This is a genomic window from Deinococcus radiotolerans (assembly GCF_014647435.1).
In the GTDB taxonomy this organism is placed as follows: domain Bacteria; phylum Deinococcota; class Deinococci; order Deinococcales; family Deinococcaceae; genus Deinococcus; species Deinococcus radiotolerans.
This window is the reverse complement of the sequence record NZ_BMPE01000001.1, coordinates 398,742-420,920: the sequence shown is the minus strand read 5'-3', so window position 1 is coordinate 420,920 and position 22,179 is coordinate 398,742. Positions and strand designations below refer to the sequence as shown.

Below are 22,179 nucleotides of genomic sequence, written 5' to 3'. Positions count from 1 at the left end.
GTGACGCTGCTCAGGCGGGCCGCTCTGCTCGGGCCCGCGCTTCTGATCGCCTGTGCACAGCCCGCGCCGCAGCGCGAGGGGCACGTGACGCTGCAACGGGAACGGCACGCCGTGCAGGCCGACCCACTGCGGGACGAGCGGGGCTGCCTGCGGGCCGCCCCCGCAGTCCAGAAGGCCCCGGCGCCCCCGCACGCCCTGAGTGGCCGCCTGGGGCTGTGGGTAGCCGAGGTGGATCCCGTCACGTTGCGGCCCGTTCGCGCGGTCGCCACCAACCCTGACAGTTCCTTCCCGCTGGCGAGCACGTACAAGCAGGCTGTGCTGTGGGCCCTGCTGCGCGAAATTGACGCCGGACGCGTCCAGCCGACCGAGCGGTTCGACGTGACCCGGCAGAACCAGTCGCTGGGCAGTTACCCCTTCGATCATTCGGACGTGCGCACCCTGACCGCCCGCATGATTCACAACAGTGACAACACCGCGACCGACATCCTGCACCGCCGCGCCGGCCTGGGCGCCGTGCAGGACGTCGCGGACCGCCTGGGCCTGTGCCGAACGCGCCTGATCCTGCCCACCAAGGACTGGTGGGTCGCCCAGTCGGGCCTGTCCGCGACCTTCAGCGGCACGGCCCGCTGGAACGACGCGCGCGGCGAGGAGCAGCGCCGCCTGGCGGCCCTCATCGATCACGACGCCCAGCAGTACCGGGCGGATTATGTGCAGCGCCGGCTTGACGCGTACTTCGACGAGCGCGCCGACAACAGCCTGGACGTTCAGGCGTACAACCTCAGCACACCGTACGAGTTCGGCACGCTGGTCGCGCAGGAATTCCTGCGGCCTGACCTGTCCGCCAGTTCACGCCGCTGGCAGCGCGAGGTCATGGCCACCGGCTTCGGCCGGTCCGCGCTGACCCTCACGCACCAGAAGCGCGTGAAGTACGTCGGGGCCAAGGGCGGCAACGGCTGGCAGCTCCTGACCTACAGCGGCTACGTGGAGACCACGGACGGGCGCCATCTCGTGTACGTGTTCATGCAGCACGGCGCGGACCAGACGTACACCATGCCGAACACCCGCCGGGCCTTCGCGTGGATCAATGCGGCCCTGAAGGTGGTGCTCGGCGGTGACCGCGCCTCCATGGGCGCGCCCACCCCGCCCTGAATCGTCCCCTGGCATGCCGGGTCAGGGGGCGCCTGGGCTTCCGCTTGGCCGTGGCGTTCCGTTCAGGTCGTCCACGCGGCGCAGCTCGGCCTGAATGGCCGCGTCCAGCAGCGGGAACGCCTCTGGCCACGTGAGGTTCAGGCTGGCGCCCGCCGCCGGGACGTGCCCGCCGCCGCCCAGGGCCACCGCGACGTTCTGGGCGCTCAGGCCCGCGCGGGACCGCAGGGAGACCTTCACGCGCTCCCCGAAATCCTTGACCATCACGGCCAGCTGCGAGCCTTCCACGTTGCGGAACATCCCGACGTAGTTCTCCACGTCCTCCCACGCGGCTCCGGTGCGCTCCAGCATCCCGCCGTCCACGCGGACCAGCACCACGCGCCCGTCATGCAGAACCTGTAGGGTGCCCAACACCTCGCGCAGCAGCGTGTAGTACGTCTGCGGATTCTGCCCCAGGTGATCGTTGATCCACCCCAGCCGCGCGCCGGCCGCCCGGAGGGTCGCGGCTGTCTGGAACGCGGCGGGCGTCACGGACTCGAACCGGAACGATCCCGTGTCCGTGATCAGACCCAGCATCAGGGGCGTGGCGATCTCCTCGGTCCAGGTGGCGCCCAGCAGGTCCACCAGTTCGGCGATCATCGCAGCCGCCGCCGGCTGGGCGGGATCAACGGCCAGCGCGTCGGCCCGGCGGGCGTTCGTGCCGTGATGATCCACGTTCACGACCGGCCCGCTGAAGGTGGACAGGTCCGCGCCCGCCACGCGCACCGGGTCATTGTTGTCCACGTCCAGCACGGCCGCCAAGGCGTCCGCGGGCCACTCGCTCAGGTGGCCGCTCAGTTCTCCGTCGCGCGGCATGAAGGCCAGGAAGCGCGGGACGTGCATGGGGGCGATTACCTCCCGCCCCAGCTGCCGCAATGCGCGGGCCAGGCCCAGAACGCTGCCCAGCGCGTCCCCGTCAGGATTTTCATGCGACAGGATCACGATGGGCCCGGCGTGATCAAGCAGGGCCCGGGCGACAGCGTGAAGGTCAGCATTGGGGACGGCGGCGTCAGTCATGCCTGCAACTATAGGGGCTGATGCCGCCCGGCAGGTTCAGCTCTGGGTGGGCGCCACACAGCCTCAGGCGCACCCCAGGGGGTCTGCTGCCGGGCGTGCCGCTGCGGGCCGCGTGCCCGCCTTGTCCGGCCAGCCGACACTCAAACTGACTGCGTGTGCTGAAACTGTAGGACGCGGGATCGTATGCTGGGGAGCGTGCCCCGTCGTCTGAACCTGGCCGCACTGACAGACGACGAGCTTCAGCAGCTGGTCGGTCAGGACCGCGCCGTCACCCTCCTCCCGGACCTCAGCCTCGCGCGCCTCGAGGGGCGCACCGTGCCCGGCGCCGCCGTAGCGGACCACCTGGCCCCGCAGGCCCTCGACGAGCGCGCCTGGGGCGCCACGCCCGAACAGGCGCGGGCAATCAGCGCCCTGCACCAGGACCTCCTCGCGGCGGGGGCTCAGGCGCTGGGCACGTACTACCTGCCCGGCGTGTCCGAGGTCCGTCACCTGCGGGCGTACCGGATTGAGCCGGACTGCTCCGCGGGCCTGCGCTGGAGTGAAACGCCGGAAACGGCGGGGAGCGGCTGGCCGTTCGTGCAACTCCTGACGTGGCTGCGGGACCGCGCCAGCGGCTCCGCGTGCGTGCTCACCAGCAACACCCGCCAGCCGTACGCGCCGTCCCTGAGTGAAGAGATTGACGTGCACCTGCACCCGGACTGCCCACTGCCCGACCTGCTCAGCGCCCACCGGGGGCACGTGCTGCGGCACGGCCGGGCACAGAAGCTGCCCGCCGACGGCGACTGGACGCGGCCCTGGCAGGCCATGCACGCCCTGAACCTGACCGCCTGGGACCGCCGGAACCTAATCATCCCCGGGTGAAACATGCGCCCCCCAGGGCCGGTTGGTCTGCACAGCGCCGGGCGGTCCTAGCCGTGCGTGCGGCATGATCGTGCGGATGACGAGTGAGCAGAAACGGCACGTGGCGTTCGACTGGGGCGGCGTCTTTACAGTGGGCACCTTCGACGGGCGCAGCACCCAGAACGTCGCGGACCGCAGCGGCGTCCCGGTGGAGCGCGTGCGGGCGTCGTACTTCCGGCATGTGCGGCAGCTGGAGGTGGGCGCCTGGACGCTCCCGCAGTTCTGGACGGTGATGCAGGAGGAGGCCGGGATTCCCATGCCGTACACCGATTTCGAGCCGCTGTACCTGGGCAGCATCCACGACAACGCGCCCATGTACGACACGCTGGCCGCGCTGCCCGCGGAGGTCCGGGTGGGGCTGCTGAGCAACAACTACCCGGTCGTCAGCGATCACCTGCGCCGCGACCCGCGGTTCGCCCGGTTCCACCAGCCGGTGTTCAGCAACGAACTGGGGCACAAGAAGCCCTCGCCGGAATCCTTCGCGGCGCTGCAACAGGCCATGGGCGTCCCCGCCGCGCAGGTGGCGTTCGTGGATGACGTGCAGGAGAACATCGACGCGGCAAATGCCGCTGGATTCCACGGCATCCTGTACCACCACGACCAGCATGGGGCGTTCGAGGCGACGCTGGCGGACTGGCTGCGCGGCTGAGTCCCGCTGATCGGGAGGGGGCGTCCGGCGCAGGCCGGGCGCCTCATTTACATGGTGGCAATCAGGTGGTGTACCTGAAAGAGTGGTGTACTTCCACCTGTCATGGGTACACCACCTCTGCACAGGTCGGCGGCCCGGCACAATGCCCTCACCGAAAGGCACCGCCCACCCCGGGCACACCGCACACCCAGACTCACCTCGCCCCGCAGTGGGCGCGGCGGACCGCTCCTCACACCCCACGGAGGCCCCACCATGACCACCAACCCCCGCACGCCCGCCGAGATCCTCGAAAAAACCTGGCAGACCGAGGAACGCTGGCAGGGCATCCGGCGCAACTACAGCGCCGACGAGGTCGTCAAGCTGCGCGGCAGCCTCCCCATAGAGCACACCCTCGCCAAGCACGGCTCGCAGAAACTCTGGCGTCAGATGAAGGAGCTGCCCTTCGTGAACGCCCTGGGCGCCCTGACCGGCAACCAGGCCATGCAGCAGGTCAAGGCCGGGCTGAAAGCCATCTACCTGAGCGGCTGGCAGGTCGCCGGGGACGCCAACAACGCCGGGCAGATGTACCCCGACCAGAGCCTGTACCCCGCCAGCAGCGTGCCGGACGTCGTCAAGCGCATCAACAACACCCTGCGCCGCGCCGACCAGATCCAGACCAGCGAGGGCAAGACCGACATCGACTACTTCGTGCCCATCGTTGCCGACGCAGAAGCGGGCTTCGGCGGCCCCCTGAACGCCTTCGAACTGATGAAGGCCATGATCGAGGCGGGGGCCGCGGGCGTGCACTTCGAGGACCAGCTGGCCAGCGAGAAGAAATGCGGTCACCTGGGCGGCAAGGTGCTCGTGCCCACCAGTCAGTTCATCCGCACCCTGAACGCTGCGCGCCTCGCCGCCGACGTCAGCGGCGTCCCCACCGTCCTGATCGCCCGGACCGACGCCGACGCCGCGAACCTCCTGACCAGCGACATCGACGACAACGACAAGCCCTTCTGCACCGGTGAACGCACCCCCGAAGGCTTCTACTACGTCAAGCCCGGCATCGACCAGGCGATCAGCCGCGCCCTGGCCTACGCGCCGTACGCAGACGTCATCTGGTGCGAGACCTCCGTGCCCAACCTGGAAGACGCCCGCAAGTTCGCCGAAGCTGTCCACGCGCAGTTCCCGGGCAAGCTGCTGGCGTACAACTGCTCCCCCAGCTTCAACTGGAAGAAGAACCTCGACGACGAGACCATCGCCAAGTTCCAGGTCGAACTGGGCAAGATGGGCTACAAGTTCCAGTTCATCACCCTGGCCGGGTTCCACAGCCTGAACATGAGCATGTTCGACCTCGCCTACGGCTACGCCCGCAACCAGATGAGCGCCTTCGTGGAACTCCAGGAACGTGAATTCGCCGCCCAGGACCGCGGCTTCACCGCCGTCAAGCACCAGCGTGAAGTCGGCACCGGGTACTTCGACCTGGTGGCCCAGGCCGCCGGTGGCGGACAGAGCAGCACCACCGCCCTGGCCGGCAGCACCGAAGCCGAGCAGTTCGGGCACAGCCACAAGGAACTCGCCGCCGCACACGACTGACCCTCCACTTCAGTCCCGCAGAGGGACTGTGCCATGACCGCCGGTACCGGGAGAGCCCAGACAGGGTTCTCCCGCTCGGCGTTCACCCGTTACACGGCGCGGGTGCTGAAGACCATGACCTCGCTGTGAGCGTCGAGCGGGCCGCCCTGGAACGAGCCGGTCACGCGGGGGCTCTCGAAGCCCGCGAAGCGCAGCAGCCACTCGACTTCGTAGCGGGTGTAGTACCGCTGCGTGAGGGTGTAGTGGCGGCGTTTCAGGGTGCCGTCGGGCGCAGTCGTGTCGACGTGGTACTCGGTGGTGATGTGCTGGCGGGGCTTGTCGTGCCGCTGTACGAGGAAGACGTCGGTGCGGCTGCCGTCCGGCGCGTGGAATGTTTCGCCCTCATGGCGTACGGTGTGGGGCTTGCCGAAGCGGGGCACGAACAGGTCGAAGGTGAAGGTCCCGCCGGTCCTCAGGTGCGCGTGAATGGTCTGCATGGCCTGAAGCTGCTCGTTGGGCGTGTAGAGGTGCATCAGGGCGTTGAACGGCGCGATGACGGTATCGAAGCGGTCCTCAAGCTTGAACGTCCGGGCGTCGCCCTGCACGTACTTGACGGTCATGCCGTCGCGCGCCGCCCGCTCCTGGGCGCGTTCGATCATGCGCCCGCTGGGTTCCAGACCGGTGATGTCCACGCCGCGCCGCGCGAGGAACGTGGTGACGCGGCCGGTGCCGGAGCCGATCTCCAGCACCGGCCCGTGCGCCTGCTCGCCCACGCGGGCGTAGTGGTGCAGGTCGTCGCGGTACACGTCGTACTGGTGGTCGTACAGGTCGGCAAACTCGTCGTAGTTCACGCGCCCCAGGGTACGGGATTCAGCGGCCCCGGAGGTTCGCCCACACGTCCCGCAGTGTGCCGGGACGCGCGCCCCGCAGGTCCCGCAGCTGCACGACCTCAAAGTCACGGTCGTGCAGATCGCGCAGGATGGCGGGCAGGGCCGCCGGCGTCGTGCGGGCGCCGGGCCCGGCGTCGTGCAGCACGATCACCCCGCCGGGCTGCACCTGGCGCCTCACCTCGGCCCGGACGGATTCCGGCGTGGCGTCCGCCGCCCAGTCGCGCGCCTCGACCGTCCAGTGCACGCCGGTCACGCCTGCCGCGCGCTGACCCAGCAGCGTGGCCAGCGTGTAGGCCCCGTGCGGGGGCCGCTGGAACCGCACGCCCGTGCCGGTCAGGCGGCTGACGTCCCGCGTGGCCAGCAGCGGGTCACGGAACGCGGCCCAGGGCAGCAGTGTCCACGCGTGCTGGTGTCGATGTGCGTGCGGCAGCACCTCGTGGCCCTCGTCCAGCAGGCGCTGAAGCAGCAGCGGATGGCGCCGCGCCCGCTGGGGCAGGATGAAGAACGACGCCCGCACGCCCGCCGCGCGCAGGGCGTCCAGGACGGCCGGGGTACTCTCCGGGTCCGGGCCGTCGTCGAAGGTCAGGGCCACCTGCCTCCCCCGAGGGTCCCCGCGCTGGATGACGCCCAGGCCGCCGCGCTGCACCAGCAGGTACGGCAGCCCGATATACAGGGCCAGGCCCGCCGCGAGCCCGGCCGCCCAGCGCCACGCGCATGTCACAGCCGGCCCAGGCGCCGCAGCAGCACCCGCGCGACCTGTTCGGCCGCGTCCGGGCGGCTCACCCGGTGCGCCGCGCAGGACATCCGGGCCCGTTCGTCCGCGTCCAGCGCGCGCAGCACGGCGGGGCGCACGTCGCTCAGCGCCCGCGCCCACAGGGCCGCGCCATGCCGCTCCAGGTAATCCACGTTGAATTCCTCCTGACCAGGAATGGGCGCGTGCACGACCATGGGGACGCCCAGCGTGGTGGCCTCGGACACCGTCAGCCCCCCGGCCTTGCCCACCACCAGGTCCGACGCGGCCAGCAGTTCCGGGAAGTTCGTGGTGAAGCCCAGGCGGTGCAGGGTCGCGCCCCCCACCCGGGCCACGCCGTGCCCGTCCGCGCCTGCAAGGACAAGCACCTGCACGGGCCGCCCCAGGTTGCCCAGTTCGCGCAGCACCTGCGGCAGCGCGCGGTAACTGCCGGTCCCCCCGCCCGAGATCAGGATCAGGGGCAGTTCGGGGTCCAGGCCGTGCTTCAGGCGCAGCGCAGCGCGGTCCGCGCCGATCAACTCCCGGTACACCCGCGCGATCGGGATGCCCGTGACCTCCACCCGGTCGTCCGGGATGCGCCAGCGGGCCAGCTGCTCGCGGGCCTCTTCATTCGGGACCATCAGCAGGTCCGCCTCCGCCCGCGCCCAGTGCTGATGCACGCGGTAATCGGTGATGACCAGCGCGTTCAGGAAATTGTGTCCCGTGCGGCGGCGGACGTTGTGGGCCAGCGCGACCGGGGTGGGGTAGGAGCTCACCACCACCTCGGGCCGCACGTCCAGCACGTCGCGCCGCATGGCGGGATACCCCAGCCACCCGAATGCCTGCGCAGTGGGGGCGCGGTCCGTGTCGGTCAGCTGGTAGAACGCCTTGTACAGGCCCGGCGCGTGCCGCAGCCACAGGTCATACATGCCCGCCGTGATCAGCCGCTCCGGGGTGCTCATGTACTTCAGGAGGTCCGCGTGACGCGCCTCCAGCGTCACGCCCAGGTCCCGCAGCGCGGCGTCCAGCGCCCCGTTCGCCTGATGGTGCCCACTGCCGAACGACGCCGAGACGATCAGCGCCCGCAGCGGATCGCCCGTACTGGGCACGGTCACGCGCGCCTCAGCAGCGTCAGGCCCAGGGCCGCGAAGATCACGTTCGCCAGCCACACGCCGGCCTCCGGCAGGCCGGGCAGCAGCGGCGCCAGGGTCAGGCCCAGGAAGAACAGCAGGTAGTACGCCACGGCCAGCACGAGTGCCACGCCCAGCGCCACGCCCAGCGAACGCCCGAAGCGCAGCGCGAAGGGTAATGCTGCCAGGGCCAGCACGAGGTTCGCGAACGGCAGCGCCAGCTTGCGGTTCAGGGTGACGCGCGCAGCGGCCCGCTCGGTGGCCTTCACGCCCGGCGCGGTCAGTGCCGTGATGAGCTGCGGCCAGCCCTGCGCGTCGGCGCCCACTGCGTCCGCGTACTTCGCCAGGGTCTCTGCGCGGCTCAGGCCGGTGTCCACCCGCAGCGAGGTCCCGGAACGAATCGCGGGGAAGGTCTGCGCGACCGTACCCGGCAGCGTCAGCGGGCTCTGCGCGGCGCCGGGCAGGCGGGCCGCCGCGCCGAAGTCCACGCGGAACACCCGGTACTCCTTCAGGGTCAGGACGCGGTTCTCGTAGGTGGCGCGCTCCGCGAAGGTCAGCGTACCCAAGCGGGCATTCCCCGGCTCCCAGCGTTCCAGCCGCACGCCTTGCAACTCACGCCGGTCCGCGGCGTAACCGCGCATGAAGAGGGTCAGCCCGTCTCCCAGGTCCACCGTCTGGCCGCTCAGCTGCGACAGGCCCGCGCCGGTCAGCACGTCCCAGTACAGGCCGCGCGTCTCCACGTTCAGCCGGGGCGCCACCCACAGGCTCAGCCACACGGACAGGGCCGTGACCAGCAGCGCCGTGACCGCGGCCGGCCGGGCCAGGCGGCCCAGGCTGATCCCGCCGGACTGCGCGGCCACGAGTTCCCGCTCGGTACTCATGCGCCCGAAGGCCACCACCGTCATCAGCACGACCGCCATGGGCAGCACCTTCACCAGCGTGTCCGGCATCTGATACGCGATCCAGCGGGCCACCAGCCCCAGGGGCACGCCCTGAAGCCACTGGCTGGAGATGAAGAAATACCCGAAGCTGAGGACCGCCGTGAACAGCAGCGCCCCGGCCAGCAGCGGCGGCAGCAGCTCCAGCGTCACGTAGCGGGTCAGGCGGCTCAACAGGGCTCCACGGCAGGCATCCGCGCCAGGGTACCCGCTGGCGCGCCGGGGGAGGGCGGCATCAGGTCTTCATTCACCCTTTGGCAATCGCGAACAGGATCGTGGCCTCGGCGGCCAGTTCGCCGTCCACCAGGGCGCGGCAGGTGGTCTTGCCCAGACCGCGGCGCAGGAATTCCAGCTTCGCATGCAGGTGCAGCTGATCGCCGGGAATGACCTTGCGCTTGAACCGCGCGCCGTCCACGCCCGCCAGGTACCCGATCGTGCCGGGCGCCATCTCGCCGTGCAGGCAGAACATGCTGGCCTGCGCCAGCGCCTCCACGATCAGCACGCCGGGCATGACGGGCTCCTGCGGGAAGTGACCGGGGAAGAACGGCTCGTTCACGGTCACGTTCTTCAGGGCGTGCACCTCGCCGCCCTCCACGGACAGCACGCGGTCGACCAGCACGAACGGGAAGCGGTGGGGCAGGATCTTCAGGACGTCTTGAATCAGGATGGGTTCCATGGCGGGCCTCCGGAGGCGCGGGTGCAGCGTGATTGAAATGGCGATGGGAGGGGCTGACTGCGCCACCTCCCATACGGCGTGAGCGGAGCTCAGCGGCGCAGGTAGTTGTCGCTGCTGACCAGCGAGTCGCCCAGCACCGGAATCATCTCCAGCGCCATGCCGGTGCCGACCGCGACCGCCTCGATCGCGTTTTCCGCCACGGCCACGGGAATGCCGGTCGTCTGGCGCAGCAACTCGTCGAAGTTGCGCAGCAGGCTGCCGCCGCCGGTCATCACGATGCCGCGGTCAATGATGTCACTGACCAGTTCGGGCGGCGTGATCTCCAGGACGCGCTTGACGCCCTCCACGATCTTCGTGACGGGTTCCGAGAGCGCCTCGACCACGTCGGTGGAGTCCAGGCTGATGGTCTTGGGCAGGCCGTTGATCAGGTCGCGTCCGCGCACCTCAGCCGTGAGGTTCTCAGCGTCGTCGAGCAGCATGGCCGCGCCGACCTTCACCTTGATCTCCTCGGCGGTGCGTTCACCGATCAGGACGTTGTGCTTGCGGCGCACGAACCGGATGATGCTCTCGTCGAATTCGTTTCCGGCGACCCGCATGGACTCGCTGACCACGATGCCGCCCAGGGAGATGACGGCCACGTCCGTGCTCCCCCCGCCGATATCGACGACCATGCTGCCGACCGGCTCGGCGATCTTCAGGCCCGCGCCGATCGCGGCGGCCAGCGGCTCCTCAATCAGGAACGCGCGGCGGGCGTTGCTAGCAATGGCGGCGCGCAGCACGGCGCGTTTTTCCACGTCACTGACGTTGCTGGGCACGCCGACCATCAGCTGCGGCTTGAAGCCGAACAGGCGCCCCGCGCCCCCCTGCACCTTCTGCAGGAACATGCTGATCATCTTTTCGGTCAGGCCCTCGTCCGCAATGACGCCGTCCTTGATGGGCCGGACCGCGACGATCCCGCCGGGGGTGCGGCCGATCATGCGGTACGCTTCCTCACCGACCGCTTTCACCTGCTTGCTGTCGCGCGCCATGGCGATCACGCTGGGTTCCTGCAGCACCAGGCCGCGGGTCTTGCTGTAAATCAGGAACGTGGCCGTTCCAAGATCAATTCCGATGTCTTCTGACAGCCTCACACTCGCCTCCGGTACAAAACTCCCCAATCGTAGCATGGCCCATGAGGGCCAGCTAAACGGTTTCTCATGGTCAGGGGCGCGGTTTTACGAACGCGGCGAGGCCCGCGAGGCCACTCGTCAGGGCCATCAGGATGAAGGCCAGCGTCAGCCCACTTAGGCCGCCCAGGCCCGCCGCGCCGGCCAGGGTGGAGGCCACCGCCCCAAGTGACCGGAGCCACAGCGGGCCGTTCGATGCCAGCGAGGAGAACAGGCCCAGCGTGAGGCTGCCCAGAACGACAGCCAGCAGCAGCAGCAGCGCGCACAGCAGCGTCAGGGCAACCCGGGTCCAGGACACGGAACGGGCAGGCGGCGGGGTGGCAGGAGCGGACATCCGGAGAATTGTAAGGGCCCGGCGCCAGATCGCGGTGAAGTGACCCAGGGCGCCGCGGGGGTACACTGCCCGGCGTGAATCTGCCCGCCCGCGTCCGCGTCACCCGTCCGCCCCTGCCGCTGGCCGCCGCCCTGAAGGTGGCCGCGGCCCGCCTGTGTCCGGCGGCGCCACTGGACGCCCTGACCGGCGCCGCGCTGGCCATTGCCGGGGGCGCCGTGATCGGCGCGCACCTGCGCTGGCATGACGGTGAGGCAGCGGCCGTGGAGACCGGCTGGCGGGGGCGCGGCATCGAGGAGGCACTGGCCCAGGCGCTGACCAGCCCGGACGCTCCCTAACGGTCGTTTGGTAGCCTGACGGCATGACCACTGACACCGACCTGGGCATGTCCTTCGCGCTCAGCAGCGACCAGCGCCTGATCGTCGAGCACGTCCGCGACTACGCCCGCGCCGAGATCGCCCCCCACGCCGCCGAGTATGACCGGAGCGGCGAGTACCCCCGCACGCAACTTCAGGGTCTGGCCACCCTGGGCCTGCTGGGCGCCACCGTCCCCGACCAGTGGGGCGGCGCGGGCCTGGACTCGGTCACCTACGCCCTGTGCCTGGAAGAAATTGCCGCCGCGGACGCCAGCGTCGCCGTGATCGTCAGCGTGCAGAACGGGCTGCCCGAGCAGATGATCCTCCGCTACGGCACTGACGAGCAGCGCCAAGCGTACCTGCGCCCCCTGGCCGAGGGCCGGCACATCGGCGCGTTCTGCCTCACCGAGAGCAGCGCGGGCAGCGACGCCGCCAGCCTGCGCCTCCAGGCCACCCGCGACGGCGACCACTGGGTCCTGAACGGCACGAAAGCCTGGATCACCAGCGGCGGGCAGGCCGACACGTACCTTGTCATGGCCCGCACCGGCGGCAGCGGCGCGCGCGGCGTCTCCTGCTTCATCGTCGAGCACGGCACCCCGGGCCTGAGCTACGGCAAACCTGAGGAGAAACTCGGCCTGCACGCCAGCCACACCACCACCGTGACCTTCGACGGGGTACGCGTTCCGCACGCGAACATGGTCGGCGATGAGGGCCAGGGCCTGATCATCGCGCTGGCCAGCCTAGACGCCGGCCGCATCGGCATCGCCATGCAGGCCCTCGGCATTGCCCGCGCCGCCATGGAACACGCCACGCGGTACGCCGCCGAGCGCGAGCAGTTCGGCAAACCCCTGCGGGAATTCGAGGGCGTGTCCTTCAAGATCGCGCGCATGGCCGCCCGCATCGAGAGCGCCCGGCTGGTCGCGCTGAAAGCCGCGTGGCTCAAGGACCAGGGCCGCCCCTACGGCAAGGAGGCCAGCATCGCCAAACTCCTTGCCAGCGAGGCTGCCGTGGACGTTACCCGTGACGCCATCCAGATTTTCGGCGGGAACGGCTACAGCCGCGAGTACCCGGTCGAGCGCCTGTACCGCGACGCGAAGGTCACCGAAATCTACGAGGGCACCAGCGAGATCCAGCAGCTCGTGATCAGCCGCGCCGTGTTCAACGAGCTGACCTGAGGCCGTGGAGGGACCGGGGCCGAACGTGTCGCGGCCCTGACCCCTCCCCACGGTTTACTGGCGCGTGTACGTCCGGTCCCCCAGGTACAGGTGCTGTCTGGTCTTATCCCAGAAGAACGCGACGGTGCGGTTCACGTGCCCGGCCTGGTCACGCAGTTCCAGCGTGTACCCGCTGAAGCGGTAGGTGCCACTGCGGGTGGGGTCGCTGCTCGTCGCGGCGCCCATCGTCTGGGTGGCGCCCGTGTCGAAGTTCCCGTACACGATGTTCCCGCCGGTCAACGTATACGTCCCGTCCGGTTTGAAGCGGTACGTCACGCGGGTCGTGGCGGTCGCCCCGAACATCAACGTGCCTGACGTGTAGGCCGAGAAGTACTCATACGCTCCGTTCAATTTCTCGGCCGGGGCGCCGGGCACGGCCAGTGAACCCGGCAGCGTCTCCCAGGCCGCGCCGCGCTTGACCTCCAGCGCCGCACCCCGCCGCTGCCACTGCCCCCACATCTTCGGTTCGCCTTTCACGGACGCGGCCAAGTTCAGTTCGTTCGGGCTCCATCGCAGGTTGAAGTACGCCCGGCCGTCCTTGAGGAGCAGCGCCACCGTCTCCACGCCGATCACGTTGATGCCCTCGTACCGGTTGCTGAAGTGGTGAACGATGCCCTCAATCTGCGTGTCCTTCAGGCCCTGCCCCGGCGCGGTGCGGTACAGGTTGAACACCCGCTCCTCCTCGGCCTGCTGGCGCCGCACCTCCTCGACCGGGGACAGGCCAGTCGGGGGCCCAGACAGGGTACACACGGTCTGCGTGGTATCCGCCTGCGCCCCGTATGACTGCTGCCCGTACAGCAGCGGTGTCCCCGCGCGGTCCCTGACCAGCCGGAAGAAGTTGAACAGCGTCGGGTCCGTGAGCAGGCTGTCATACGAGCCGGCCTCGACGATCAGTTCCTCCAGCAGGTCACTGCCGCGGTCCGCGTCGGCCCTGAAGGTGCCGCTGGCCGGGTCGTAGGTGAACCGTCCCTCCTGGTCCTTCAGAGTAGTCGTTCCGCCGCTGCGGCCCTTGACCTGCGCCTTCACCGCCCGCACGCCCCCGTCCGCGTACAGGTTCAGGGTGTACCGGTACTCCGAGATCAGGGTGCTGTCCTCATCGGTGTCCTCGCGCACGCAGGTGTACGCGCCGGGCTTCAGGGGCCCGCCCGCCTTGAAGGGCGCCTGACCTGCCGCCGCCCCCAGACGCTTCAGGACGTACGACCGGTTGAATGGCGTGAAGTTCGTGCCCGAAATGAACGGCCCGCCATCCGCGGCTGGCGCGGTGGGTGCGGGGCGCGCCGCGTTCGCACTTGGGGCAGCTGGCGTGCCCTGCCGGACCGTGGCCGTCCGCGCGTACTCGGCGGGGTACAGCTGCGCGAGATTCGCATAGGTGCCCAGCTGAGCGCGGATGTCCCGGCAGTCGGCCCGCGGGTCGGTGCTCCCGGCGTCCAGCGCGGCCTCCGTCTGCACGCGGCGATTCTCGGCCAGCGCGCGGAGCTTCGGCACGAGGTCCGGCGCGGCGCCCTTCAGGTACGCCTCCAGCTGCGGAATGCCAAACGCGACCTGCCACGCCGTGAACCCCTGCTCGATCAGTGCGCGGTCCTGCGGGTCGCGGTTCAGGCACCAGTCCCGGATGGTGGCGCCCACCTGAGCGGCGCCGTACAGGACGGACGACGCTTCCAGAAGCTCGCGGTCAGGGGCGGGTGCGGACTGCGCCGCCGCGCCCCCAACGAGGCTGCACAGGGCTAGAGCAAGGCGGAGGGAACGGTGAACAGGCATGCGAACCTCACAGAACACAGTGGAATTGAACTCGCGGTCACTGTACCGCGCGCCTGAACGTGTGGACCCCTTTAGGTGCCCGCCATGACCGGGCCCGGCGCCGCCCGCGAGAATGCCAGGCATGCTCAGGACCCTGCTGTGGCTTCCCGGCGCGCTGCTCGTCGTGGCGGTCCTGCTGGACCTGATCGTCACGTGCATCCAGACCGGTGAGGGCCGCCTGAGCCGCGCCGTGCACCGACCCCTGTACAGCCTGCTGCGCCGCCTCACCCGCTGGACCGGGCGCCGCGCCCTGCTGTCCTGGGCGTCCCCGGTGCTGATCACCGGCGTGCTCACCGCGTGGACGATCCTGACGTGGCTGGGCTGGACCCTGATCTTCTGGTCGCAGCCCGGCGCGGTGATCGGCGCGGAGAGCGGCCAGCCCGCCACGTTCGTCGCCACGCTGTACTTCGTGGGCTACACCCTCAGCACGCTCGGCCTGGGCGAGATCATCGCCCCGCAACCCTTCTGGCGCATCCTGACGGACGTGGCCGCCATCAACGGCTTTTTCCTGCTGACCTTCGCCATCACCTTCGTCGTGCCCGTCGCGCAGGCCCGGTCCGAGCGGCGTGAACTGGCGCTGATGCTCCACCGGGCCGGTCCCGGCGCGCAGCAGCTGATCGTGAATGCCGTGCATGACCACGAACGCGGCCTTCAGAGCCTGACGGGCGACCTCCAGCATCTCCTCAACCGGCTGGACGCGGCCCACCTGAACTCCCCCTACCTGCACCGCTTTCACGACCACGACCGGCAGGACGCCCTGGACCTGCACCTCCCCGCGCTGGGAGAGGCCCTGCTGATCATCCAGGGCGCGCTGGGCGGCGAGGGGCCACGTGGCCTGAAGCGCGCCCTGGCCAGCGTGGACAGCCTGAGCCGCACCTTCGAACGCACCCAGGCCCGCCACCCGGCCCTGCGCGCCGGTGACGTCCCCCCACCCCCGGACCTGACGCCCCTGAGTCACGCCGGTCTGGTCCTGAAGCCCGAATCAGAATTCGACGCGTTCCTGCACACCCACGCCGCCTTCCGGACCCGCCTGCACGCCATGGCCCGCGCGGGCGAGTGGCGCTGGGATCAGGTGGCCACCCCCCGCCCCGACTGAGCCCGCCCGCACGGCTGGGGCTCAGCCCGGGAAGCCCCATCAGGTCTGGTCCCGGCCCGGCTGGGCGTGCCGCTGAACGAACGCTTCGCGCGACATGACGGCCAGTTTCGGCACGTGCTGCTTGCTCGGATCGGATACGCCGTACGCCCGGCGGATCACCCGGGACCACCACGTCAGGCGGCGCTGGTGCGCGAGCGGCAGGTCCACCACCGTGAACCCGTACAGGCCCAGCACGTCCGAGAAGATGCTGATGCTGAACACCGCCGGGTACCCATTCAGGTCCGGGTCATCCCGCAGCGCCCGCGCGAGGTCCCGCACGGACGCCGTCACGATGCGCCGCCCCGCCACCGGCCGCTCGGCCAGTTCCGTCAGGCGGGCGCTGTCCAAGTGAAATTCCACCAGCGCCTCGCCCCGCCGGACCTGAGCGCCGTCCCGCAGGCGCTGATCCGCCAGCGGGTAGGGGGCCACGCCCGCCCGGAACAGACTGCTGGCGCGGTCCCCCACCCGCCGGATGCGCCCCACACGGTCGTACCAGACGTCCACCTCCTGAAGGAGCGTGGCGGGCAGGTCACGCGCGCGCTCGCGCCGCAGGCCCCGCAGGCCGCTCAGCGGATGCACCTCGAACTCCCGGTCCCGGAGCGCCCCGAGCCACCCGGGCAGCGCGGCGGCCACCCCGCTGTCCACGCCGGGCACGTGAAGGACCGCACCGGGCCGCACGCCCCGCCACCCTGAAGCGCCACTCAGCTGCCCCTGCCCGCGGATGACGGTCAGACCGGACCCCTGCCCCCCCAGCCACGCGGCCCAGCCCGGCCGCGCCCCCACGCTTACGCCCAGTGGCCCGCGCTCCAGCACCCCGCGCAGTTCGGCCACCACGCCGCGCGCCCGGCTGGCCACCTCCCACGGCCAGCGCGCCGCAGCAGGCGGAACAAACCCCACCACGTCATGCCCCGCAGCGGCAATCCTCCGGACGAGGTCCGGATATGCCCGGACGCTCGCTGCGTCCAGGGCGAAGGTCGCGCGGACGCCCGCGCCCTCCAGCGCCCCGAGCAGCGCGGGCGTCACCCGGGGGTCCGGGCCCCCCTCGAACAGCAGGCCCAGGCCCGGCTGGGCAGACCGGGCCCGTCTGAGGGTGCCCAGGCCGGACCAGCGCCACACGCCAGCGGCGGTCAGCAGGGCGGCGGGGAGCAGCAGCGTGCGGCGCTTCACCCGGTCACTCTAGCCGCTGCGGCCGGGGTGCCTGTCACGGCATGGGGGGCAGCAGGCCCGCCCACCGCGTCATGCGCGCGCCCTCGCCCTGCGCCGTGACGGTCAGGCCGTCCAGATCCAGGCGGGTCAACTGCGGCCGCGCTGCCGACCAGGGCGCCCAGTTCGCCCCAGGGTGCCCCGCGCGCACGAACGACGCCCAGGCCGCCTGCATCTGCTCGGCCAGGTGCGCCTGCTCGGCCCGGCCGCGGCCACGCAGCGCCCCGGACGACAGGCCCATCGGGCGGGGCCACAGAAACAGCAGTTCCATGCCGTGCGCCGCGCGCAGGTCGAACAGGCGCGTGCCCCAGTCGAAGCGGTACCGGAACGAGTCGGCGCGGTGCGCGCGCAGCAGCGCGTCGTTCGGGGCGTGAAAGAACAGGTCCGTGCCCAGCGCCACCAGCCCGTCCGGCGAGTCAGGGTACGCGTCCAGGACCGCAGCGGCCCGCCCGCCGCCCGCCGCGTCCGTCAGCACCCCCGCCAGCAGCGCCCGGTCCGTCCGGGGGAACACGCGGTCCGGTAGTTTCACGAACAGCGAGTACTCCTCCCGGTTCGCGCCCACCAGCAGCGGCACGGCCGCCGCCGGGCGGGCCAGCAGGTCGGTCACGCTGCCCGGCAGGACCGTCCCGTCCAGGGTGGGCCGTGAGTTCAGGCGCCGGGCCCGCACGCGTTCCAGCGTGTGCAGGCTGCGCACGAACGCCGCGGGCGGCAGGGTCCACAAGCGGTCGCGGGTGGCGGCTGTGACCCCCAGCGCCCGGGCGTAGGCGGCCGCCAGGTCCACGCTGTTCTCCCGGTCCGACAGCTGGTTCACGCCGCCACTCTGCACGGCTGCGCCCGCCAGCAGCGGCTGCGCCGCCGGGTCCCGCAGGAGCAGGTTTACGGTCACTGCGCCCGCCGACTCACCGGCCACCGTGATCCGCCCCGGGTCCCCGCCGAACGCCGCGACGTTGCGGTGCACCCACGCCAGCGCCGCCCGCTGATCCAGGTACCCGGCATTCACCGCGAACCGCTCGTCGCCGAACAGCCCCGCGAAGTCCGCGTACCCCAGCGGCCCCAGCCGGGAATTGACGCTCACGACCACCACGTTCCGCCGCGCCGCGAACACCCGCCCATCGTACAGGCGCCCACTGCCCGCCCGGAACGCCCCGCCGTGAAACCACACCAGGACCGGGTGCGGGCCGGGCGTGCTGGGCGCCCACACGTTCAGCGCCAGGCTGCCCTCCACGGACGGCTGGAGGGTCACCGACGGGTCCAGGGGTTGCAGCGTGTCCGGCGCGAAGCGCGTGGCGGGCCGCACGCCAGCCCAGGTCGGCGGGGGTGCGGGCGGCGCAAAGCGCAGCAGGCCTGCCGCCCGCGCCGCGTACGGCAGGCCCAGCCACGCGAGCGCCACGTCCGGCCCCACCCGCAGCGCCCGGCCCTGCACGCGGCCCGACTCGGTCTCTCGGATCAGCGCGCTACACACTGAGCTGCACGATCAGGCGCTCCAGGGCTACGCCCGCGTCCAGGCCGCGCTTCATGGCCAGGTCCGCGTCCAGAATGCGGCCCAGGTGCGTGCGGATCTTCGCCTCATTCAGCCGCCGCGCGACGTCCAGCGCCTTCTTCGCCGGGTATGGTTTGACGCCCAGCCGCTGCGCCGCCACCTGCTCCGTGACGCGCCCACCTTCCTGCTGAAGCGCCACGCAGCGCGCCACCAGCGAGTACTGCCACACGACCGCGCCCATCAGCTTGAAGGGGTCCTCGCCGCTCGCCAACAGGCGCCGCAGCTGCGTGACGGCCTCGCCGGGGCGGCCGGTCGTGGCGGCACCCAGCATGGCAAAACTGTCCCCGGGCGGCTCGCGGCCCACGACGCGCTGCACGGCGTCCCGCGTGAACGGCCCGTCCAGCAGGGCCAGTTTGTTCAGCTCTCCGGCAATCCCGGCGAGGTCCGCGCCGAACACCTCCGCAAGGTACAGACTCGCGTCCCGGTCCAGCGGCAGCTTCGCCTTCTTCGCCCGCTGCGTGACCCACCCGGCCACGTCCCCGGTCTTGCTGGGCGCGGGCGAGGCGACCACCTCACCCCGGCCCTCGTACACCTTCAGGCGCGTGGCGGGCGGCGCCTCGTCCAGCACCGCGACCGTCACGGCCGCCCCGGCCAGCAGCTCCAGCAGGGCCTTGTCGGGCTTCACGCCCTCCAGGTCCACGATCACCCCGCCGTCCCCGAACAGGCCGGGGCTCAGGTGCGGGCCCAGCGCGTCGGCCGTCACGTCCTCACCCGCCACGCGGGGCAGGTCCCGCGCGTTCAGGCCCCGCGTGGTCAGGGTGTCGCGCAGGGTCTCGTCCGCCAGGAAGCGGTGCCCGGTGAACGCGATCAGCGGCACTGGCCCCTCCAGTCGCTCAGGTCCGGCAGGGGCGTCAGGCCCAGCGCCCGTCGCGCCGCGCTGAGTTCCGTGTAGAGCGCCGCCGCGCTGGGCGGCCGCTGCGCGCGGTCCCGGGACAGGCAGCGCGCCAGCACGCCATGCAGTGCACGCGGCCCGGGCAGCGGCACCTGGCGGTCATTCAGGCCGGACAGCCAGCCCAGCGCGTCCTGGAAGGGCGGCTCGCCCGCCAGGCAGTCGAACAGCACGGCGCCCACCGAGTACACGTCGCTGCGTGGGTCTCCCCGCACGCCCAGGAACTGCTCGGGGGCCATGAAGTGCGGGGTTCCCATGCGCGCGCCGCTGTGAATGTCCAGCGGCAGGCGCGTGGCATGGCTCATGCCGAAATCAATGACGCGAACCGCGTCAAACTCGGCGCGGCTGCCTTCAAGGATCACGTTCTCGGGTTTGAGGTCGTGGTGCGTGACCCCGCACGCGTGCAGGGCCGCCACCGCCGCCGCCAGGCCCCCTGCGACCCGCGTCGCCTCATCGGGCGCCAGGGGCCCGGCCTCCAGCCGTTCGCGCAGGGTCACGCCGGGCACGAAGGGAAACACCAGCGTCTGATCCAGCCGCCCGAGGGGTGACACGATTAATGCATGCTGCACGGAACACGCCACGCGCCCCTCATGCTCGAAGCGGGCGCGGGTGTCCGGCTCATCGAAGACCAGCGTCTTGAGAAACACGGGCCGCCCCTGCCAGGTCGCGGACTCGCACCGCACGCCGGCCCGCTCACTGGTCCGTCGCCGGTCCGTTACAACAGAAGGACTGGAGGTGGTCAGATCCGGCACATCATTCACTGGCGTAAAGTCTTTCACATTCTCCCGCCTGGAATGGGCAGGTGCGAACACTCTGCGCGCTGGCCGGCCTGCGCCGCCATCACCGCCGCGCCTCCAGCGCGCGGTAAAACCCGACCAGCTGCTGCGCGACCACCGGCGTGAACCGGTTGCCACCCAGGTGACCGCCACTCAGGTGCACCAGGCCCCCCACGTCCGCCTCGCCCGCCTCGGCCCACAGGGTCTCCCCGTTGCGCGTGAACGGGACGGTCCGGTCATCGGGACTGCCGAACACCAGCAGCGGCCGCGGCCCCCAGGACCGCGCCAGCCACAGCGGGTTCAGCTCCTCGGGCGGGTCGGCCAGCCCGTACGCCGCCTGGATCTCCTCGCGGCGCGACAGGGCCGAACCCCACGCCACCTGCAGGTCCACCCAGCCGTCGATCAGGGCCACGCCCTCGACCGGGTACGGCGCGCCGGGCAGCGCCGAGCGCAGCGCCATCAGGCCGCCCATGCTCAGGCCCAGCGCGTACGTCCGCCCCGACCAGGGAAAGAGGTCCGTGGCCTGCGCGTGCACCGCCCCGAGCGCCGCCAGGCCCGCCGGGCTGCCCCAACTGGTCGCCCCGCCGTCCCCGGACAGCAGCACCGCGAACCCCGCGTGAATCAGTGCGGCCGTCAGGACCGCCACGCTGGCGCTGTCCCGCAGGTGCTCGGCCGTCTGCCCGCGTGGATGGGACACGACCACCAGCGCGCACGACCGCGCGCACGACTTCGGCACGCGCAGCAGCGACAGCGCCTCGGCGGTGCCCACCGGCACCCACACCCCAGCCGGCACCGCCGCGCGGTGCAGCGGCTGCGTACCCGCGTGACCGGTCACCTGCGGACCCACGACCATCCCCTGCGCGCCAGACCACATCAGGCCAGCCGCCAGCGCCATCACCATCAACCCCTTCACCGCGCGGCACTGTAGCGCGGCGCGCGCCGCGCCAGCTGAGAAGGCCCTCACCGGCCGAACAGCAGCGTGCTCAGGCGCGTGTTCAGCAGCGCCCGGCCCAGCAGGGCAGGCACACCCAGCGCGAGCAGGAAGTACCCCAGCATCGTCAGCGCCACCTGCCACGGCGGGCCGTCCGGGGCGTCCCAGCGTTCCAGCGCCTGCAGCAGCGCCGGGTGAATCAGGTACACCTGCAGGCTCACGGTGCCCAGCAGCGCCACGGTCAGGCGCACCGTGGACGCGCTGCGCTGCACGCGGAACGCCAGACCCAGCAGCGTCAGCGCCATCAGGCTGGTGTACACCCACGACAGCCCCGAGTACACGATGGGCGTGACCCGCTCGCCCCGCGCGTACGCCAGCGCCTCGGGCAGGTACAGGCTGAACGCCAGCGTCAGGACGGGCAGCAGCACCCAGCGCCGCCGCCGCCACCACGCGGGGAACTCGTCCAGGCGCGCGCCGACCGCCACGCCCAGCGTAATGGGCAGCATGTACCACAGCACCGTGCTCGCCGGGAACGGCAGGCGCAGCACCTCGCGGTTCAGCAGGTACAGGCCCAACTGCAACGCCGCCCCGAACAGCAGCGCTCCCGTGATGCTGGGCTTCCGGCGCGCTAGGGGCAGCATCAGGGGCAGCACCACGTACACCTCCAGCGCGACCAGCAGGAAATACAGGTGGTAGCTGGCCTTTCCGTACAGCAGCCAGTCCCGCCAGCGGGCCGGGTCCGTCAGGGACTCCGGGACACGCTGATCCGTCCACACGTACCACAGGGCGTACAGGACACTCCACAGCAGGTACGGCCAGCCGCCGCGCGTCAGGCGTCGCCAGAAGTACCGCCGCGGCTCGAAGCGTTTCAGGAGGCTGCGGGTCAGCACCACCGCCGACAGGAACACGAACGCGGGCACCGCGAAGTGCAGTGTGCGGTTCAGGATCAGCGTGTACAGGTGCGCCGTCGAGGCCGGATCCAGGTACCGGAGCATCACCCCGGTCGAGTGGTGCGCCACCACCTCGATAATCGTCAGGCCCCGGAACATGTCGATGGCCGTCAGCTTGCCCGGCGGCGCAGCCGGGGGCGCTGGGGCAGGTGAAACAGGGTCAGCGTCCGTCACAATCGCCTCACCCTACCCCGCGCGGGGAAAGCGGGGATGAACGCGGCCCAGACG

At 71.1% G+C, this 22,179-nt stretch carries 22 protein-coding genes; 7 read left to right on the top strand and 15 right to left on the bottom strand.

The features are described 5' to 3' along the window. Window positions 1-1,149: a serine hydrolase gene (locus IEY63_RS02055; protein ID WP_373290876.1), complete on the top strand. Its 1,149-nt coding sequence runs from the start codon at window positions 1-3 to the stop codon at window positions 1,147-1,149. A 21-nt stretch (window positions 1,150-1,170) separates the two neighbouring features. Here IEY63_RS02055 and IEY63_RS02050 read toward each other — a convergent pair whose 3' ends face one another. Further along, a complete protein-coding gene (locus IEY63_RS02050) occupies window positions 1,171-2,202 on the bottom strand; it encodes a DHH family phosphoesterase (RefSeq protein WP_189067292.1) in 1,032 nt (343 codons plus the stop codon). Window positions 2,203-2,397: 195 nt separating this feature from the next. Between IEY63_RS02050 and IEY63_RS02045 the strand changes: the two genes are divergently transcribed. From IEY63_RS02045 to aceA, 3 genes are all read left to right on the top strand, one after another. After that, entirely contained in the window at window positions 2,398-3,063 is a 666-nt protein-coding gene (locus tag IEY63_RS02045) for a hypothetical protein (RefSeq protein WP_229784422.1), read from the top strand. Between the two features lie 76 nt (window positions 3,064-3,139). Then, a complete protein-coding gene (locus tag IEY63_RS02040; protein WP_189067290.1) occupies window positions 3,140-3,751 on the top strand; it encodes an HAD family hydrolase in 612 nt (203 codons plus the stop codon). Window positions 3,752-4,003: 252 nt separating this feature from the next. After that, the gene (gene aceA, locus IEY63_RS02035) at window positions 4,004-5,320 is read left to right on the top strand and encodes an isocitrate lyase (RefSeq protein ID WP_189067289.1); all 1,317 of its coding nucleotides are present in this window, start codon (window positions 4,004-4,006) and stop codon (window positions 5,318-5,320) included. Between the two features lie 89 nt (window positions 5,321-5,409). On the opposite strand, the gene IEY63_RS02030 is transcribed toward aceA, so the two are convergent. From IEY63_RS02030 to IEY63_RS02000, 7 genes are all read right to left on the bottom strand, one after another. Further along, a complete protein-coding gene (locus IEY63_RS02030) occupies window positions 5,410-6,150 on the bottom strand; it encodes a class I SAM-dependent methyltransferase (protein WP_189067288.1) in 741 nt (246 codons plus the stop codon). Window positions 6,151-6,169: 19 nt separating this feature from the next. After that, the gene (locus IEY63_RS02025; protein ID WP_229784421.1) at window positions 6,170-6,910 is read right to left on the bottom strand and encodes a polysaccharide deacetylase family protein; all 741 of its coding nucleotides are present in this window, start codon (window positions 6,908-6,910) and stop codon (window positions 6,170-6,172) included. Further along, on the bottom strand, window positions 6,907-8,034 hold the full coding sequence (locus IEY63_RS02020; RefSeq protein ID WP_229784420.1) for an MGDG synthase family glycosyltransferase: 1,128 nt from the start codon (window positions 8,032-8,034) through the stop codon (window positions 6,907-6,909). Before IEY63_RS02020 ends, IEY63_RS02025 begins: the two co-directional genes overlap by 4 nt. Continuing rightward, window positions 8,031-9,161: an LptF/LptG family permease gene (locus IEY63_RS02015; RefSeq protein WP_189067287.1), complete on the bottom strand. Its 1,131-nt coding sequence runs from the start codon at window positions 9,159-9,161 to the stop codon at window positions 8,031-8,033. The genes IEY63_RS02020 and IEY63_RS02015 overlap by 4 nt, the downstream gene beginning before the upstream one ends. Before the next feature lie 73 nt (window positions 9,162-9,234). Continuing rightward, a complete protein-coding gene (gene fabZ / locus IEY63_RS02010) occupies window positions 9,235-9,663 on the bottom strand; it encodes a 3-hydroxyacyl-ACP dehydratase FabZ (RefSeq protein WP_189067286.1) in 429 nt (142 codons plus the stop codon). An 89-nt stretch (window positions 9,664-9,752) separates the two neighbouring features. After that, a complete protein-coding gene (locus IEY63_RS02005) occupies window positions 9,753-10,793 on the bottom strand; it encodes a rod shape-determining protein (RefSeq protein ID WP_444542375.1) in 1,041 nt (346 codons plus the stop codon). Between the two features lie 70 nt (window positions 10,794-10,863). Continuing rightward, a complete protein-coding gene (locus IEY63_RS02000) occupies window positions 10,864-11,163 on the bottom strand; it encodes a hypothetical protein (protein WP_229784419.1) in 300 nt (99 codons plus the stop codon). 74 nt (window positions 11,164-11,237) lie between these two features. Between IEY63_RS02000 and IEY63_RS01995 the strand changes: the two genes are divergently transcribed. Both IEY63_RS01995 and IEY63_RS01990 read left to right on the top strand, forming a co-directional pair. Next, window positions 11,238-11,498 (top strand): hypothetical protein, encoded by a 261-nt coding sequence (locus IEY63_RS01995; RefSeq protein WP_189067284.1) that lies wholly within the window; start codon window positions 11,238-11,240, stop codon window positions 11,496-11,498. A gap of 23 nt (window positions 11,499-11,521) precedes the next feature. Then, window positions 11,522-12,691: an acyl-CoA dehydrogenase gene (locus IEY63_RS01990; RefSeq protein ID WP_308425083.1), complete on the top strand. Its 1,170-nt coding sequence runs from the start codon at window positions 11,522-11,524 to the stop codon at window positions 12,689-12,691. 54 nt (window positions 12,692-12,745) lie between these two features. On the opposite strand, the gene IEY63_RS01985 is transcribed toward IEY63_RS01990, so the two are convergent. Beyond that, on the bottom strand, window positions 12,746-14,488 hold the full coding sequence (locus IEY63_RS01985; protein ID WP_189067283.1) for a hypothetical protein: 1,743 nt from the start codon (window positions 14,486-14,488) through the stop codon (window positions 12,746-12,748). 121 nt (window positions 14,489-14,609) lie between these two features. Here IEY63_RS01985 and IEY63_RS01980 point away from each other — a divergent pair, with 121 nt between their 5' ends. After that, window positions 14,610-15,623 carry a potassium channel family protein gene (locus IEY63_RS01980; protein WP_189067282.1) on the top strand — a complete coding sequence of 338 codons (1,014 nt, stop codon included), beginning with the start codon at window positions 14,610-14,612 and terminating at the stop codon, window positions 15,621-15,623. Window positions 15,624-15,662: 39 nt separating this feature from the next. Here the strand turns inward: IEY63_RS01980 and IEY63_RS01975 are convergent, their stop codons facing one another. From IEY63_RS01975 to IEY63_RS01950, 6 genes are all read right to left on the bottom strand, one after another. After that, window positions 15,663-16,829: a YkoP family protein gene (locus IEY63_RS01975; protein ID WP_189067281.1), complete on the bottom strand. Its 1,167-nt coding sequence runs from the start codon at window positions 16,827-16,829 to the stop codon at window positions 15,663-15,665. 34 nt (window positions 16,830-16,863) lie between these two features. After that, window positions 16,864-18,327, bottom strand: a complete 1,464-nt coding sequence (locus IEY63_RS01970) for a carboxylesterase family protein (RefSeq protein WP_189067280.1) — start codon at window positions 18,325-18,327, stop codon at window positions 16,864-16,866. Further along, entirely contained in the window at window positions 18,320-19,222 is a 903-nt protein-coding gene (gene holA / locus IEY63_RS01965; RefSeq protein ID WP_189067279.1) for a DNA polymerase III subunit delta, read from the bottom strand. Before holA ends, IEY63_RS01970 begins: the two co-directional genes overlap by 8 nt. Beyond that, complete coding sequence (locus IEY63_RS01960; RefSeq protein ID WP_229784418.1) at window positions 19,213-19,941, bottom strand: serine/threonine-protein kinase; 729 nt, start codon at window positions 19,939-19,941, stop codon at window positions 19,213-19,215. Before IEY63_RS01960 ends, holA begins: the two co-directional genes overlap by 10 nt. A 193-nt stretch (window positions 19,942-20,134) precedes the next feature. Next, complete coding sequence (locus IEY63_RS01955; protein ID WP_229784417.1) at window positions 20,135-20,983, bottom strand: alpha/beta hydrolase family protein; 849 nt, start codon at window positions 20,981-20,983, stop codon at window positions 20,135-20,137. Window positions 20,984-21,030: 47 nt separating this feature from the next. Then, the gene (locus IEY63_RS01950) at window positions 21,031-22,125 is read right to left on the bottom strand and encodes an acyltransferase (RefSeq protein ID WP_373290874.1); all 1,095 of its coding nucleotides are present in this window, start codon (window positions 22,123-22,125) and stop codon (window positions 21,031-21,033) included. Between the last annotated feature and the right edge of the window lie 54 nt (window positions 22,126-22,179).